Source organism: Chryseobacterium taichungense, assembly GCF_900109935.1.
GTDB lineage: Bacteria > Bacteroidota > Bacteroidia > Flavobacteriales > Weeksellaceae > Chryseobacterium > Chryseobacterium taichungense.
In genome coordinates this window covers 350,961-367,307 of record NZ_FOBV01000001.1, presented here as the reverse complement: position 1 = coordinate 367,307, position 16,347 = coordinate 350,961, and the positions used below count along the sequence as shown (strand labels likewise).

14 protein-coding genes are annotated in these 16,347 nt (G+C 37.1%); 9 read left to right on the top strand and 5 right to left on the bottom strand.

What is annotated here, in order from left to right; all coding sequences use genetic code 11:
• The first annotated feature begins 37 nt into the window (after nt 1-37).
• The 3 genes from BMW64_RS01720 to BMW64_RS01710 all read left to right on the top strand — a co-directional run bounded on the left by BMW64_RS01720 (nt 38) and on the right by BMW64_RS01710 (nt 1,616).
• Nucleotides 38-493 (top strand): DUF1801 domain-containing protein, encoded by a 456-nt coding sequence (locus BMW64_RS01720; RefSeq protein ID WP_089998501.1) that lies wholly within the window; start codon nt 38-40, stop codon nt 491-493.
• Entirely contained in the window at nt 471-1,127 is a 657-nt protein-coding gene (locus BMW64_RS01715) for a YiiX/YebB-like N1pC/P60 family cysteine hydrolase (protein ID WP_089998122.1), read from the top strand. The genes BMW64_RS01720 and BMW64_RS01715 overlap by 23 nt, the downstream gene beginning before the upstream one ends.
• Nucleotides 1,128-1,304: 177 nt before the next feature.
• On the top strand, nt 1,305-1,616 hold the full coding sequence (locus BMW64_RS01710; RefSeq protein WP_089998121.1) for an NIL domain-containing protein: 312 nt from the start codon (nt 1,305-1,307) through the stop codon (nt 1,614-1,616).
• A gap of 83 nt (nt 1,617-1,699) precedes the next feature.
• Here BMW64_RS01710 and murA read toward each other — a convergent pair whose 3' ends face one another.
• Nucleotides 1,700-3,007: a UDP-N-acetylglucosamine 1-carboxyvinyltransferase gene (murA, locus tag BMW64_RS01705; protein ID WP_089998120.1), complete on the bottom strand. Its 1,308-nt coding sequence runs from the start codon at nt 3,005-3,007 to the stop codon at nt 1,700-1,702.
• Between the two features lie 2 nt (nt 3,008-3,009).
• Nucleotides 3,010-3,672 carry a DUF4290 domain-containing protein gene (locus BMW64_RS01700; protein WP_089998119.1) on the bottom strand — a complete coding sequence of 221 codons (663 nt, stop codon included), beginning with the start codon at nt 3,670-3,672 and terminating at the stop codon, nt 3,010-3,012.
• Nucleotides 3,673-3,861: 189 nt separating this feature from the next.
• Between BMW64_RS01700 and BMW64_RS01695 the strand changes: the two genes are divergently transcribed.
• Complete coding sequence (locus tag BMW64_RS01695; protein ID WP_089998118.1) at nt 3,862-5,292, top strand: alpha-amylase; 1,431 nt, start codon at nt 3,862-3,864, stop codon at nt 5,290-5,292.
• A 60-nt stretch (nt 5,293-5,352) separates the two neighbouring features.
• On the opposite strand, the gene BMW64_RS01690 is transcribed toward BMW64_RS01695, so the two are convergent.
• Together BMW64_RS01690 and BMW64_RS01685 are read right to left on the bottom strand one after the other, a co-directional pair.
• A complete protein-coding gene (locus tag BMW64_RS01690) occupies nt 5,353-5,766 on the bottom strand; it encodes a thiol-disulfide oxidoreductase DCC family protein (RefSeq protein WP_089998117.1) in 414 nt (137 codons plus the stop codon).
• Between the two features lie 12 nt (nt 5,767-5,778).
• A complete protein-coding gene (locus tag BMW64_RS01685; protein WP_089998116.1) occupies nt 5,779-6,240 on the bottom strand; it encodes a heme-binding domain-containing protein in 462 nt (153 codons plus the stop codon).
• Between the two features lie 311 nt (nt 6,241-6,551).
• Between BMW64_RS01685 and katG the strand changes: the two genes are divergently transcribed.
• The 3 genes from katG (at nt 6,552) to BMW64_RS01670 (ending at nt 10,995) form a co-directional block, all read left to right on the top strand.
• Nucleotides 6,552-8,831 (top strand): catalase/peroxidase HPI, encoded by a 2,280-nt coding sequence (gene katG / locus BMW64_RS01680; RefSeq protein WP_089998115.1) that lies wholly within the window; start codon nt 6,552-6,554, stop codon nt 8,829-8,831.
• 274 nt (nt 8,832-9,105) lie between these two features.
• Nucleotides 9,106-10,146 (top strand): glycosyltransferase family 9 protein, encoded by a 1,041-nt coding sequence (locus tag BMW64_RS01675; protein WP_089998114.1) that lies wholly within the window; start codon nt 9,106-9,108, stop codon nt 10,144-10,146.
• A 15-nt stretch (nt 10,147-10,161) separates the two neighbouring features.
• Nucleotides 10,162-10,995: a lipopolysaccharide kinase InaA family protein gene (locus BMW64_RS01670; RefSeq protein ID WP_089998113.1), complete on the top strand. Its 834-nt coding sequence runs from the start codon at nt 10,162-10,164 to the stop codon at nt 10,993-10,995.
• A gap of 181 nt (nt 10,996-11,176) precedes the next feature.
• Here BMW64_RS01670 and BMW64_RS01665 read toward each other — a convergent pair whose 3' ends face one another.
• Nucleotides 11,177-11,578: a helix-turn-helix domain-containing protein gene (locus BMW64_RS01665; protein ID WP_177175214.1), complete on the bottom strand. Its 402-nt coding sequence runs from the start codon at nt 11,576-11,578 to the stop codon at nt 11,177-11,179.
• Nucleotides 11,579-11,927: 349 nt separating this feature from the next.
• Between BMW64_RS01665 and BMW64_RS01660 the strand changes: the two genes are divergently transcribed.
• On the top strand, nt 11,928-13,589 hold the full coding sequence (locus BMW64_RS01660) for a T9SS type A sorting domain-containing protein (protein ID WP_089998111.1): 1,662 nt from the start codon (nt 11,928-11,930) through the stop codon (nt 13,587-13,589).
• Nucleotides 13,590-13,595: 6 nt separating this feature from the next.
• Complete coding sequence (locus BMW64_RS01655; RefSeq protein WP_143052621.1) at nt 13,596-16,343, top strand: hypothetical protein; 2,748 nt, start codon at nt 13,596-13,598, stop codon at nt 16,341-16,343.
• The last annotated feature ends 4 nt before the right edge of the window (nt 16,344-16,347 follow it).

The window sequence follows — 16,347 nt, the reverse complement described above, 5'->3', positions numbered from 1 at the left end:
AATTTTTGTTATTTTGGAAAATTATAAAACTGAAAAAATGCAGATACAATCCGTTTCTATAGAAGATTATATTTCGAAGATTCCTGAAGAAAGACAGGAGATTTTCAGAAAACTTTTTGATACTATTAATAATAATTTACCGGAAGGTTTTTCTCAGGACAGCAGCTACGGAATGATCGGATGGGGTGTTCCGCTGGAGGCTTATCCTGCCGGTTATCATTGTGCACCAGGCACACCATTACCTTTCTTAAGTATAGCTTCTCAAAAAAATTTTATCGCATTTTATCATATGGGAATGTATGCTAAACCTGAATTGCTGAATTGGTTTGTACAAGAATTTCCCAAATATTCTAAAAGAAAACTGGATATGGGTAAATCTTGCGTACGTTTCAAGAAAATGGATGATATCCCCCTTGAATTATTGGCTGAAGTATGTAGAAAAATGACGGTTCAGGATTGGATAAATTGTTATGAAGAAAATTTTAAGAAGTAAGATTGTACTTTCAATTTTTACAGTTTTATTTATTTTAAATAATATTATAAGCTGTAGAAGTTCAAAAGTTTCGGGATTGGAAAACGGTGATTTATTGTTTGTTACCGCTAAAGATTCAGGGCTTTCAGGGGCTATTAATAATGTTACGCAAAAGCAGAAGAATATTTCTTTTGATCACATCGGGATTTTAGAAATTGACGGAAGCGATTTTTATGTTTTACATGCTGCTCCAAAAGGAGGTTCCCAGAAACAAAGACTGAAAGATTTTCTTCAGGATCAGGCTGATGACGAACAAAGAGTGATAGTTTACAGGTTAAAACCTCAATACAGAAATGCTATTCCTTCTGCAATTGAGAAAGCAAATTCTATGGTAGGAAAGCCTTACAATTTTAATTATATTTTAAATGAAAACGCTTATTATTGTTCTGATTTCATTGAAAGGGCTTTCAGAAAGGATCATATTTTTGTCCTGGAGCCTATGAGTTTCATTGATCCTAAAACAGGAAAAACAAATGTTTTCTGGGAAGATTTTTACAAAAAGAAAAATCTGAAAGTTCCGGAAGGTGAACCGGGCTGTAACCCCAACGGACTGGCGGCATCCGAAAAACTTGATAAAATAAAAGAACTTCGATAACATTTTAAATTTAACATAATAGTGGATTCTAATGAGTCCACTTTTTTATGTTTAAAAAAATAGGATAAAATTGAAAATTATTATCCTATAAATTTAGTAGACTAATAATTTTTTATATTTTTGTCTAAGTTTAACGCATGAGAAAAATGAACAGTAGTCTTTAATAAATATTTTGCTATGATAACACCAAACCCAAACTTGCAGATTATACAAAATAAAATAAATCTGCCAAAAAAAGAACTGATCCTGGAAATCGAACTCAATGGTAAAATGAAGTTTGAGCACCTGATGAACACAATATATAATCAGTTCGGGATATGTCATAAGGTGTTATCGGCTAATGTGGAATATGTTAATGGCCGGAGTTTCGGCTCTGTTCAGCTGTATATTAATGTAAGTTCAGATGATTTCGAAGAACTGGAATTTTATCTGAATAAAAATAAACTTCTGAGTACTACAGTAGAATATGTCTGCAGGAAGTACTTATAAGATAGGTTCATATAGTTTTAATTACAAAAAAGCGCTCAGTGAAAACTGAACGCTTTTATTTATTAGATTATGACTTATCTGGATTAAATTCTTTCAATATCGGCACCAATCGCTTTTAGTCTGCCATCGATATTTTCATATCCTCTGTCAATCTGCTCGATATTATGAATGATTGATTTCCCTTCGGCAGAAAGCGCTGCAATAAGAAGTGCATTTCCAGCCCTGATATCCGGAGAAACCATCGTTGTTCCCCTGAGCGGAGATTCCTGGTTTAATCCGATTACTGTTGCTCTGTGCGGATCACAAAGAATAATCTGAGCACCCATATCAATCAGTTTATCTACAAAGAATAATCTGGATTCAAACATTTTCTGATGAACCAGGAGACTTCCTTTCGCCTGTGTAGCCACTACCAGGATAATGGAAAGTAGATCCGGGGTGAATCCCGGCCATGGAGCATCGGAAATGGTAAGAATGGATCCGTCAATAAATTTTTGAATTTTATAATTTTCCTGGGCCGGAATGAAAATGTCATCATTGCTCTGCTCAAGCTGAATTCCTAATTTTCTGAAGGTATTTGGAATAACACCAAGCTGATTCCAGTTTACATTTTTAATGGTAATTTCGGATTTCGTCATCGCAGCAAGACCAATCCATGAACCGATTTCTACCATATCCGGAAGCATGGTGTGCTCAGTTCCGTGAAGATATTCAACCCCTTCAATAGTCAATAAATTTGAACCTATTCCTGAAATATTAGCCCCCATTCTGTTCAGCATCTTACAAAGTTGCTGAAGGTAGGGTTCACAGGCGGCATTATAAATTCTTGTTTTACCTTTTGCTAATGCGGCAGCCATTACGATATTGGCAGTTCCTGTTACAGAAGCTTCCTCCAGAAGAATAAATTTTCCATTAAGTTCTTTCGCTTTTAATGAATAAAAATATTCCTCTTCATCGTAATGAAACTCTGCTCCTAGTTCTACAAGTCCTTGAAAGTGAGTGTCTAATCTTCTTCTTCCGATCTTGTCACCTCCGGGTGTCGGCATATATGCTTCACCATATCTTGCCAGCATTGGCCCCATCAGCATGATCGATCCTCTTAGTTTTGCACCGTCTTTTTTAAACTCACTGGACTTTATATAATCAAAATTAACCTGATCCGCTTTGAAAGTATAATCTCCGTGGCCGTTTTTGGTAACCTTTACTCCGAAGTCACCTAAAATTTCAATTAATCGATTAACGTCATGGATATCCGGAATGTTTTTTATCCTTACTTCCTCATCAGTTAACAAAACGGCACAAAGAATCTGTAGAGCTTCATTTTTTGCTCCTTGTGGAGTGATTTCACCTTGCAGTCTCTTTCCTCCTCGTATTTGAAATGTTCCACTCATGTCTACTTTCTGTTTTTATGATTGTTGTTGTTATTGTGTCTTCTTTTGTTGTTAGATTGGTTTCTGTTGTTAGATTGGTTTCTGTTATTGTTATTACGGTTGTTGTTATTGCTCGTATAATAGATTTTACTCTTTTCAAGCGTTTCTATTCCTGTAAGATCCAGTCGGTTTTCTGAAAGTTCTTTCAGGTGACGGAAAATAACGTCATCGGTTACATGCTCTTTATTATATACGTTGTAAGATTTCTTCATATTATTGGCAATTACCTCGATCAGGGCTTCTTTTTCGTCTCCCTGTTCGAGTTCGATTGCTTTTTCTATTAATTGAAGAATACTTTTCCCGTAAAATTTAAAATCTCCCTGAAGTTTTGGGTATTCCATTCTTTTTGGTCTTTCTGCAAGCTCTTCTCTGGTAGGAAAAGGGTATGGTGAGTCTACATCAAGATCATAATCGGCAAGAATGAATAAATGGTCCCAAAGTTTATGTTTGTAATTTTCTTCGTCGCGGAGCTGCGGGTTTCTCTGACCCATAAAATCAATGATTGCCATTGCCATTTCACTTCTCTCTTCTTTTGTAGGAAGCTCTTTGCAACGTTCAACCAACTGTTGTATAATTCTGCCATATTCCGGCAGATGAAGCTGGGTTTTTTGGGTATTGTATTCCATAGTATGCAAATATATGCAATAATGGAAAATTTGCGCTGAAAATCTTTAAAATTTATGATTTTTTAATGATACTATAAATTACTTTTTAATAGAATTTAATGTTAAAAATGAAAAATATATCACAATCAGTAGATATTATTTTAATAAAAGTGTAATTTAGGTAAGGCTTTAATAATTAAAATTTTAAATATGAAAAAAATACATTTTCTACTTTCATTACTGGCTTTAGGCCTCGTAAGCTCATGTCAGAATAATGATGAGATGATTAATGAAACTCAGGAAAAAACAGAAGTTCACAACAAAATCGTGAATGTTACCAATCACGACGGGCGGCCTTTCAGTACAGGAACTTCTCCTTATGCAAAATTCGTTGCAGGTCCCGGAGGAAGTGTTCTTATGCAGGGGTTTTATTGGGATGTTCCCGACGGAGGTAATTGGTGGAATACCGTAAAAGGAAAATTAACAGACTGGTCAAATGCCGGAATTGGTGCAGTTTGGCTTCCTCCAGCTTCAAAAGCACAGAACGGAGCTTATTCAATGGGGTATGATCCTACCGATTATTATGACTTCGGAAATTATAATCAAAACGGAAGTGTTGAAACACGATTCGGTTCCCGGGCGGAACTCGAATCATTGATTACGAAAGCTCACACTGAAAATATGCAGGTGTATGCAGATATTGTCATTAATCATAATAGTGGCGGACAGTCAGAGTACAATCCTTATGTTGGTTCCAATACCTGGACGAATTTTTCAGGAGTTGCCTCAGGAAAGTTTACAAGAAATTACAATGACTTTTATAAAAACGCTTACGGAAATAATGATGAAGGTGCTTTCGGAGGTTTTCCGGATTTATGCCATGCTAATCCATATGTACAGGACTGGCTTTGGGGAAGAGATGATTCTGTCGCAAAATATTATAAGAATGTTATGAAATTTGACGGATGGAGATTTGATTATGTTAAAGGTTTCGGCCCTTGGGTAGTGAATACCTGGAATTCCAATGTTGGCGGATTTTCTGTGGGAGAGCTTTGGGATTCCAATGTCAATACGCTGGAATGGTGGGCAAATAATGCCAACAGTTCAGTCTTTGATTTTGCAGCCTATTACAAAATGGATGAAGCGTTTGATAATGGAAATTTAAATGTCCTTAATGATGACATGATGTGGAAAAGAAACCCTTACAAAGCTGTAACTTTTGTAGCGAATCACGATACGGATATTATTTACAACAAAATGCTGGCTTATGCTTATATTTTAACTCACGAAGGGTATCCCACAATCTTTTACCGGGATTATGAAGAATGGCTGAATAAGGAAAGACTCAACAATCTCATCTGGATTCACAATAATAAAGCTACAGGAACAACCTCTATTCTTTATACCGACAACGATGAATATATTGCAAGAAGAAATGGCTATAATGGAAATCCGGGCCTTGTTGTTTACATCAATAATTCTTCAAGCTGGCAGGAACGATGGATTCAAACCAATTGGACGAGTCAGCAGATTAAAGATTTTACAGGAAGTTCGACCTGGTATCCAACTACACAATCAGACAAATGGGTGAAAATTCAATGTGCGCCTAATTCTTATTCCGTATGGTCATTAAACCAGTAATATTGAAAATAAAAGACTGCTTCTGTGAGAGGCAGTCTTTTTAATTTAAATTGAACAATGTTACACCTGAATAAATTTTGCCCTCTGATGAGGAGTTGGCAGATAGCATTTCTGATTAGCCAGTTTCATCCTGTTTTTTGAAACGATATCATATATTTTATCGCTTAAAAAAGAAGGAATAATTTTACCTAATCCCGAAAGCTTATAAATGCCACCAAGCAAATTGGCAATCTTTAAAACCGCTCTGGATTTTTCCAGGTAATATTGTCCCGGCTTCCATAAGTAGAGTGTATTGAAGACTTTGGTATTTAAGCCTCGTTCAGATAAAAATTTCTGACCAAAATCAGATTGTAGTGAGGCAAATAAGAACTGGTCGTTTTTATCTCTTTCAAGAATCCATTGTACCCAGAAATTGCATACCCCGCAGTCGCCGTCGAAAAATACAATGTGTTTGTTTTGCCAGTTTTCTTCCATGATGTTTAAGATTTAATAAAACATTTTCCTTTCCGTTTCCGTTTTTTCTCTTTTAAAATAATCTATTAAGATCTTTCTTTGTTCATCACTCAATTTTGCATCCTGATGCCCAATGAAATAAGATTCAAGTGGCATTTCTTTTTTTTCGATCATCTCTATACATTCCTGCAATTTATGTGCCTGATCTTTCGCGGGATAAATGGCAAAGGTTGAAAAATTTAGTTCCTTTCTTCCTTCATCAATATGATTTTTCAGCATCCATGAAAAAGGTGCAACATTAGAATACCAGGGATATTTTGTTTCACTGGAATGGCAATCATAGCATGAAGTCTTTATGATTTTGGCAATTTCAGGCTGGGTATTTTTTATTTTTAAAAAATCCATACCGGGTGTGGGTTCCGGATTTGTCTTATCAATAGGAAAGAACTGAATGATGATAAAGGCAACAAGAATAACAATCAAAACTTTTTTCATATCTACATGTTTTAAGTGAATATAAAAATAAGATAAAATTTCCGAATTATGACCTCAGTCATATATTGGAATAATTCTAAATAGTATCAAAGTTTTATATTGTAATTCAGCCTATTGCAAATTTTATTAATTTAAATGATTGTTAAAAGTACAATCTTTCTTACCAAAATTTTTAGATATAAATAGTATTATTGTTTTTAACTATTGATCAAATATTTTTGATAGATTGTATTTATGTTTAAACTAATGTAAGTTTGTGAAATATAATTAGAAATATAATTAACTATAATCAACATAAAAATTAAACGACAATGGAAAAAGATTTGAATGATATCAGTAAATGTCCGTTTCATAACGGATCTATGAAAAAAGAAAATGTTGCCGGCGGCGCTACCAAAAATTCAGATTGGTGGCCCGATCAGCTGAGGGTAGATATTCTGCGGCAGCATTCAGCATTATCAAACCCTATGGATAATGATTTTGATTATGCTGAAGAATTTAAAAGTCTTGATCTGGAATCTGTTAAGGCTGATTTACGCGCTTTAATGACCGACTCTCAGGACTGGTGGCCCGCTGATTTCGGACACTATGGACCTCTTTTTATCCGTATGGCCTGGCATAGTGCTGGAACGTACCGTGTAGGTGATGGGAGAGGAGGAGCAGGAGCCGGACAGCAACGTTTTGCGCCGCTGAACAGTTGGCCGGATAATGTAAGTCTGGATAAAGCAAGAAGACTTCTTTGGCCAATTAAACAAAAATATGGGAAGAAAATTTCCTGGGCCGACTTAATGATCCTTACCGGAAATATTGCTTTGGAATCGATGGGTTTCAAAACTTTCGGTTTCGCCGGTGGTCGTGAGGATGTATGGGAGCCGGATATGGATGTATACTGGGGTTCTGAAAAGACATGGTTAGGTGGTGATCTTCGATATGCACACGGATCTGATGGTGTGGTAGAAGGTCGCGGTGTTTTACCTACCGACGATGATGCAGACGGTGATATTCATACACGAAATCTTGAAAAACCTTTGGCAGCCGTACAGATGGGGCTGATTTATGTAAATCCTGAAGGGCCCGACGGAAATCCCGATCCTATTTTGGCAGCGAAAGATATCCGTGATACTTTCGGAAGAATGGCCATGAATGATGAAGAAACAGTTGCTCTTATCGCCGGAGGTCATACTTTCGGAAAAACGCATGGGGCAGGACCTGCAGATCACGTGGGAAAAGAACCCGAAGCCGCTGGAATTGAAGCACAGGGATTCGGCTGGAACAGTACTTATAAATCAGGGAAAGGGCCGGACGCCATTTCCAGTGGCCTTGAAGTTACCTGGACGGAAACTCCAACCCAATGGAGTAATTATTTCTTTAAAAATCTCTTCGAAAATGAATGGGAACTTACGAAAAGTCCCGCCGGTGCCCATCAATGGGTAGCAAAAAGTGGAGAAGAGATTATCCCTGATGCATTTGATCCGAATAAAAAACACAGACCAACAATGCTGACAACGGATCTGTCTCTCAGATTTGATCCTGAATACGAAAAAATTTCAAGAAGATTTTACGAGAACCCTGACGCTTTTGCAGATGCTTTTGCTCGAGCATGGTTCAAACTTACCCACAGAGATATGGGACCTAAAGCCCGCTATCTGGGACCAGATGTGCCTTCTGAAGAATTGATATGGCAGGATCCGATTCCTGAAGTGGATCATGTTCTGATTAATAATTCTGATATCGAAGCATTAAAATCGAGAATTCTTGATTCCGGATTGAGCATTTCTGAACTGGTATCTACTGCCTGGGCTTCCGCATCCACATTTAGAGGAAGTGATAAGAGAGGTGGAGCAAATGGAGCGAGAATCCGTTTGGCTCCTCAAAAAGACTGGCAGGTTAATAATCTTCCTCAGTTGCAGAAAGTTTTAAGTACTTTGGAAAGTATACAAAAAGAATTCAATGAAAATCAGACCGGTGGCAAAAAAGTTTCATTGGCTGACCTTATCGTTCTTGCAGGAACAGCTGCTGTGGAAAAAGCGGCCAAAGATGCGGGACACACTATTATTTTACCTTTCTCACCGGGAAGAATGGATGCATCGCAAGAGCAGACCGATATAGAATCTATGAAATACCTCGAGCCTGCAGCGGATGGGTTCAGGAATTATTTGAAAAAGAAATTTTCTGTCTCTACTGAATCTTTATTGATCGATAAAGCTCAGCTTTTAACGCTTACGGCTCCTGAACTTACTGTTCTCGTAGGGGGAATGAGGGCTTTGAATGCCAATTTTGACGGTTCACAACATGGAATTTTCACGCAAAGACCCGGCGTTCTTACCAATGATTTCTTTGTTAATCTTCTGGATATGAGTACGCAATGGAAAGCTGCTTCGGATGATAACGAATTGTATGAAGGAACAGATCGGAAAACAGGTGACAAAAAATGGACAGCTACACGGGCTGATCTTGTTTTTGGCTCCAATTCAGAATTAAGAGCTGTCGCTGAAGTTTATGCAAGTGCAGATGCTCAGGAAAAATTTGTTAATGACTTTGTTTCGGCCTGGGTAAAAGTGATGAACCTGGACAGATTTGATTTAAAGTAATTTAAGTTAACATCTTTATTAAAGTAAATAGCTGATTTTTACTTTATAAAGATAACTGTATTCAAAATAGGAAAACAAAAATCCATATTGCAATGATGTAATATGGATTTTTTTAGTTTACATATCTCCCAAAAAAATGATATTAATAAACAAAATTATTGAGATAGCATCTATTGTTATAATAGGTAATTGTTATGGATATTCGACTAAATGACATATGATTTACCAACAATTTGTCGTTAAATATGTTTATCATTGTAAATATATTTTTTTAATGAAAATACCGAAAAAAATTAATGCCATTCGAAGGTCATTAATGAGGAAACTGACTGAAAATATTGGTAAATCCAGTTTTGAAAAAGTAGATAAAAATGATCTTAAGATAAAAAGAATTCTGATATCCAGGCCCAATCATCGATTAGGTAACTTGCTTCTCCTCAGTCCTTTGGTGGAGGAGGTGAGCAATACGTTCCCTGACAGTAAGATTGATCTTTTCGTTAAAGGACAGATTACTCCAGTAATATATAAAAATTATAAAAATATCGACAAAATTATCCAGCTTCCCAAAAAGCCGTTTAGTAATATTTTTAAATATTTAGCAGGTTGGATATCACTACGATCGAAAAAGTATGATCTGGTGATCAATGCGAATTTTGGTTCATCATCAGGCAGAATATCAACTTACGTTACACGGTCTAAATACAAATTATTTGGTGAATATGATAAAAAATATGTACAGCAGTTTAATGATTATCAGCACTCTGCTAAACATCCTATCTATAATTTGAGACAATATTTGTCACAACTGGGAGTTCCGGAAAATAATAATGAACTACCCTATATGGATATTAAACTGGATGCTGAAGAGATTCAAAATGGGAAAAAAAATCTATTTTCCATAGTGCAAAATAACAAACCTGTAATATGTCTGTTCACTAATGCTACCGGAGACAAATGCTACTCAGAAGAATGGTGGCATGATTTCTACGACCATTTGAAAAAAACATTTCCTGATCATCATATTGTCGAGCTTTTGCCTGTAGAAAATATTTCTAAATTAAACTTTACAATACCTCATTTCTATAGTACGGATATCAGGGAAATGGGAGCTTTTATGGCAAATACACAATTGTTTATTGCGGCAGATAATGGGGTGATGCATTTGGCCAGTGCCAGCGGAGTGCCTACGGTAGGCTTATTTTCTGTTACAGATGAAAACATTTACAAGCCTTATAATTCAAAAAGCTTTTCTGTAAATACAGGACACACAACAATCGAAAATATTATGGATTTACTACGTAAAACCATTGAATAAAATAAATAATATGATATGAAATTTATTATTGCTGAAGGCCTATACATGTATAAAGATGATATTCTATCAACATTAAAAATATTTAAATCCGGAGGGATATTAATCGGAAATGGTTCGCGAAATGTGATTAAGGTATTTAATTTAAATGGGATTCATCTCAATTTTAAATTATTTAAACAACATAATATTATCAACAGACACATCTACAAATTTTACCGGAAGTCAAAGGCGCAGCGTTCGTTTGAATACGCGCATATGCTTCTCCAGAAAAGCTACTGGACTCCAAAACCGATTGCCTACATTGAAAATCACGATTTTATCGGATTGACATCCAGCTATTACATCACTGAACAACTGGAAAATTGCTGGACATTCGATCATATTCTTGGAGATCATTCTTTTCCTGACCGTGAAAAAATCATAAAAGAGTACGCCTCGCTAATGTTTCGTCTACATAACGATGGAATTTTATTTCTTGATAATTCACCAAATAATTTTTTAATTCGAAAAGAAGATGATTCTTATTCAATTTACATGGTAGATTTGAATAGAATGAGTTTTCATGATTCAATTAATCTGGACAAAAGGCTTGCAAACTTTGCAAGAATTACAAACGACCCTCAGGTAATTAACATCATTGCTGAGCAATATTCTCACTTATACGGAACTTCAGTGGATTTTTGCCTGAAAAAAATCGAACAACATACTAATAGGCAAATTGTTAGGCGTAAAATAAAGAAAATATTGAAATTGTATAAATATTTAAATCCAAAGAAAATATTTTCGAATCACGGCTATGTATTATTCTATGCACACTGTATTTTTCAGATCAGCGATGGACTGCTATAAATAAAAAAGGAGAAATGATTATCATTTCTCCTTTTTTGTAGACCCAATAGTTCAAAGTTCGAACTTTTTACTTCAGGATTTGAGAAAATTTGTGTCATTAATATTGTAAAGAATGAAAAATCGTCGTTACAATTTTGTAAGGACGATTGAGATATTAAGATTATAATAATTTGGGGCCAAGCTATTTGGAATTCTTTATATTTTCCGTAAATGTTTCAATCAATTTATTTTGTATTAGAAGAATCTGTGTAATCTGTTCTTGATTTTTTAAAAGCTGATTCATGAACTCTGGTGAGTTCATATTGATTACGGGCTGATGGTTGCCAACGATATTTGAACCCCTGAACTGACTATTCTGGATCAGACTATTATAATCGTCCGTTAGATCATTCAAATCAACGCCAAGCACCTGACTAACTTTTAATAAAGTTTCAAGATCCGGCTTTACATCATCGGTTTCCCATTTATGGTATGCAGGCTGTGAAACACCCAGTTTATCAGCCAGTTCTTGTTGTGAATAGCCCTTGTTTCTTCTTAATTTCGTCAGTTTTGTTCCTAATGTGGTCATAATCCAGTCTTTCAATATTGCTAAATTAACAAAATATTGTTAAAGTTTTTATTTTATAACTTTAGTTATTGGTTTTATAACTAAAGTTATCACCTACTGATATAATTCTATTTACCTTAGCTGTGTAAATTTAGCTCTCCCTCAAGTGATCTAAATAATGGAACTACCGTAAAAACACGGGTAAGGATATGGGATATTCCCTAAAACTTTGTGAAAAAAGAATTAATAATTTCGCTTGTCGGAAAATTTACGGGGCGATTATAATACGTCATATTTTGTCGTGTAGGGGGTGTAGATTTGCCAAATAAAACCATAGATCCTCCAATCTATGTGAACAATAAATAACCTATAAAAACTAATTTCTATGAATAGACTCCATATGATTGCATTCTCAATATGCACGATAGGAACTTTTTCTGCTCAAGACGTCGTCTGGCAAAAAGACATTAAGTCTTCAACACAGGATTTTCTTTCCCAGATCACCACTACTATTGACCAGCAATATCTGATCTCGGGAAGCAGTATTAAATCCAACAACGATCAACCCTCAACCAACGGACAGAAGCAGAACACAGGCTATGATTTCCATTTGGTAAAATTCAGCCAAAATGGAGAAGAGGTTTGGGAAAAATATTTCTCGGGACAAAATCATGATTTCTTATCGGCAACAGTTGCAACTCAAGAAGGTGGTTTTTTGATTTCTGGTACTTCATATTCAGGAAAGGGGCTTGATAAAAAGGAAGATTCCAAAGGTGGTTCGGATATCTGGCTGATCCGGATCAATGAATTTGGGGATGAACTGTGGCAGAAGACCATTGGAGGAGCTACGGATGAAGAAGCGAGAGCTGTCATTCAAACCACTGATTTAGGGTTTTTCGTTGCAGGAAATGTCCAAAACTCCGCTGAAGGTTACGGGTCGAAGGATATTCTGGTAGTTCGACTGGATAAAAACGGAAAAGAATTATCACAATTGGTGTTAGGCGGAAAAGGATTGGATGAGGTGGAGAAGATGATTCCTACGAAAGACGGAGGGGCTTTGCTGGGCGTGTATTCAAGGAGTGCATCCTCCCCCGACCCCTCCAAAGGAGGGGGGCAAGACCCTTCAACTCAAAATTCAAAATCACTTTCCGGTTATGCAAAGTCTACCAACAATTTCGGTGAAGGGGATTACTGGATCATCAAGCTTTCAAAAGACGGAAAAGTCGAATGGGAAAAGAATTTCGGTGGAAAAGGGGATGATCACTTAAGAACATTGGCTCTGACTTCTACAGGATACTTAATCGGAGGAGAATCGAGATCGGAAAGATCAGGAAATAAAACCGTCGGCATCGAAGACGGAACGGATCTTTGGTTGATTTCACTCGATGAAAGAGGGGAAGAAATCTGGCAGAAATCCTACAACTTCAAAAATAGAGATATGTTGATGGGGATGAGTGTGATATCCTCCCCTAACCCCTCCAGAGGAGGGGAATCCGGCAACCTGACCAAAGGCATTTTGCTGGGTGGTTACACGCAGGCGGAAGGAAGAATAGAGAGTGACGATGAGACGTTTTGGATGCTGTACTTAGATCAGAATGGGAATGAGCAGTGGAGAAAACATGTCATTGGAGAAAAGAGACAAAGAGAAGAGAGACTATCCGACATAAAACTGAACAGAGACGGCTCAATTGTGTTGGCGGGAACGAGTGCTGAAGAGTTAGGAAAAGAGAACTGGAAGATTGTAAAGCTGGGAGACAAGCAGATTGATCAGCTGATTGAGAAGCAGGATATTAAGATTTATCCGAACCCGGTGAGTGAGTACGCGTATGTGGAAATCAATATGGATGCCGGAAGCGGGATGCTGGGAGATGGGAAGACGGAAGCGGAGATTACCGTGTACGATATGGGTGGAAGGCAGCTGCAGAGCATAAAGACGAAGAATAAGGTTACGAAGATCAATACGCAGGCGCTGGTTCAGGGAGCGTACCTGGTGAGCGTGAAAACAAATGATAATAAAACAGCAAGTGCTAAACTGATTAAAAAATAAGCTAAGATGAAGAATATATTTTTTAACCTATTAACAATCACAGCCATTGGATTGACAGGAAAAATATCCGGGCAAACAAACTCTTCTTTGCCTATGGCAGCCTCCTTTCAAAATTATGTAAATGCAGGAGTTTCTCCGGCAACAGGAATCCCTTCAATCAATATTCCGATTTATAATTTAGAAAGTTCAGATACAAATTTTCCGATATCGGTCGCACTATCTTATCATCCGTACAGTGCTCTTGACGGTAATCCTACGAGTGAGGTAGGATTGGGATGGTCCTTATTCAAAGGGGGAAGCATCAACAGAGCGGTGATAGGAAGTGTTGATGAATCGAAAAATATCAGCGATATTACCGAAAGCGAAGCCGATATTTTTTATTATACGATTCCCGGATATTCTGGAAAATTCAATATCCATAAAAGCGGTTCGGGCAGCGATCTTGTGATTAATAATATCTCGGGAACAAAGTTAAAAATTGAATATACAAGAGATCTCGCCAGTACCAAATTAATTATTAATTCTTTTAAAATTACGGATGACAAAGGTTATCAATATTTCTTTAATGATTATAATATTGGAACGTATTCTACGAGTGCAGGAACAAAAAATTATAAAACGGGGTTTGAGCTTAATCAGGTGAAGGATGCCGGCAATCATGAAATTGTCAGCTTCACCTATGATAAAAAAGTAAAGTATATTGGTACTTCCACGATTTTCAAATATCAGTACTGCAAAGTAAAAGATATCATTACCTCCAAAGGAAAAATGACGTTTACCTTCGATTATAATTCATCGTATGACAATAACAGCCTGAACCCGACGAATGATCCTTATTCGGTAAAAAACGTTGTTTTAACAGATAAACAGGGGGCGACGATTTCTAAATATGAATTTGTGTACGGAATGCTTGAATCCACAAACAGATCCCTTGCCTCATTAAAAAAAATGGACAGGAACCTTGCTGTCAGTGAACAAACCGATTTCGAATATAATGATGTCTATAATACAGATTATGCGGCACAAGCCGGGAGTTTTTGCAGTAAGGTAGGAGCCTCTAATAGCTATCCTAAAAATATCCTTAAAAAGATAACCTTCCCAACTAAAGGATATATTATATATGAATTTGAGCCTAATGAAATATATTCAAACAGAAGTAATGCTAACTATTCTGGTTATAACCATATGGCCGACCCGACTGTTCAGTACTATGCACAAACGGCTATTCCTTATAATACTGCGAATTCGTTAACTTATACATTTCAGGTTAATGGGAATTCAGGGTTACAATATCCTGTTTATCTCGCAAGCGGGTCTAATCATGACGGCATTATAACAGATCTTGACAATGCTCCACCGCTTTTCACGTTTACCGTTAAAAATGCTTCCGGAACCATAATGACAAGAACCAATGCTGCCGATTGCAGCACTCCAAATTATAAACTTTATCCGGGAACGTACACCATAACGACAAATAATCCGCCCGATGATGGAAATTTTGTATTAAAGCAGCTTCAAGCATTACCGCCCCCTTATAACAACAGATACGTTGTAGGTGCTGGGGCGAGAATAAAGGCGATACGTTCTTATGATTCCGACGGAACATTGGTAAAGACAAAAAACTATGAATATAACTCTTTTACCAATCCGCTGGATGGTACCGGTTTCATGTATGACTCCGAGCTCACAGATCCTACTGCTCTTTCAACATCAAGTTTTATTTTGTACAAAAATGTAAAGGAAACCGAAGTGTCCGGAACTCAAAATAACGGATCAATCCAGTACAGCTTTAAAATACCAGAAGACTATAAAGACGCTAATGGAAATTACCTTTTCTTCAATCTTACCAGCCAGGCCCTGATGGAGAAGAAAGAAGTACTGAACAGCAGTGGCCAGCTTCAGGAAAAGACGGAATATGAATATACAATCAATGCAATCCCCGGAGCATCAGGGCATGCCTTATCATCTAATTATTCATACATTCCAGGTTTTGTTCAATATACTAAAGAAACGAATACCGTAAAATATGGAGCATCCGGCCAGGTTACAAGCAACGAGGTGGTCATCAGCCCGGATAATTTCCAGCAGATCTCCTCAAAACTGACCACACATAACGGCGATATACAGGAAACATCGACTAAATATGCTTTGGATCTTGCAGACACAAGACTGATCAATGCCAATATGATTTCCGTACCGCTGGAAACCGTAACCAAAGAAAATGGAAGTATCCTTGCAACCAGTAAAACGCTTTTCGGAGATACCAGTCATTTTTATCCCACTTCGGTCATCGTAACAGACCTGGCTCAGAATCCTGAAACACAAATGACCTTTGATGTATATGACAGCAAAGGAAATCTGGTGCAGATCACGGACAAAGCAGGTAACTCGGTAACGACCATTTGGGGATATTACCAGACCCTTCCGATCGCACAGATTACCGGAGCAAAATACAGCAATATAGCTTCTATCTCCACCATTGCAGCTGCCATTACCGCTTCCAATGCAGATGCGGACAACCCTGCCAATGAAGCCGCATTACTGACTGCTTTGGAAAACTTACGTCTTGATCCCGCATTGCAGCAATATCCGATATCCGTATCTGCTTATGATCCTCTGGTTGGCGTTACCCATACTGTTTCTTCCAACGGGATCAAACAGAGCTATGAATATGATTCTTCAGGAAGATTATTCAGAGTGAAAAACGCCAGCGGACAGATCATCAAAGAAAATCAGTATAACTACAAACCGTAACACA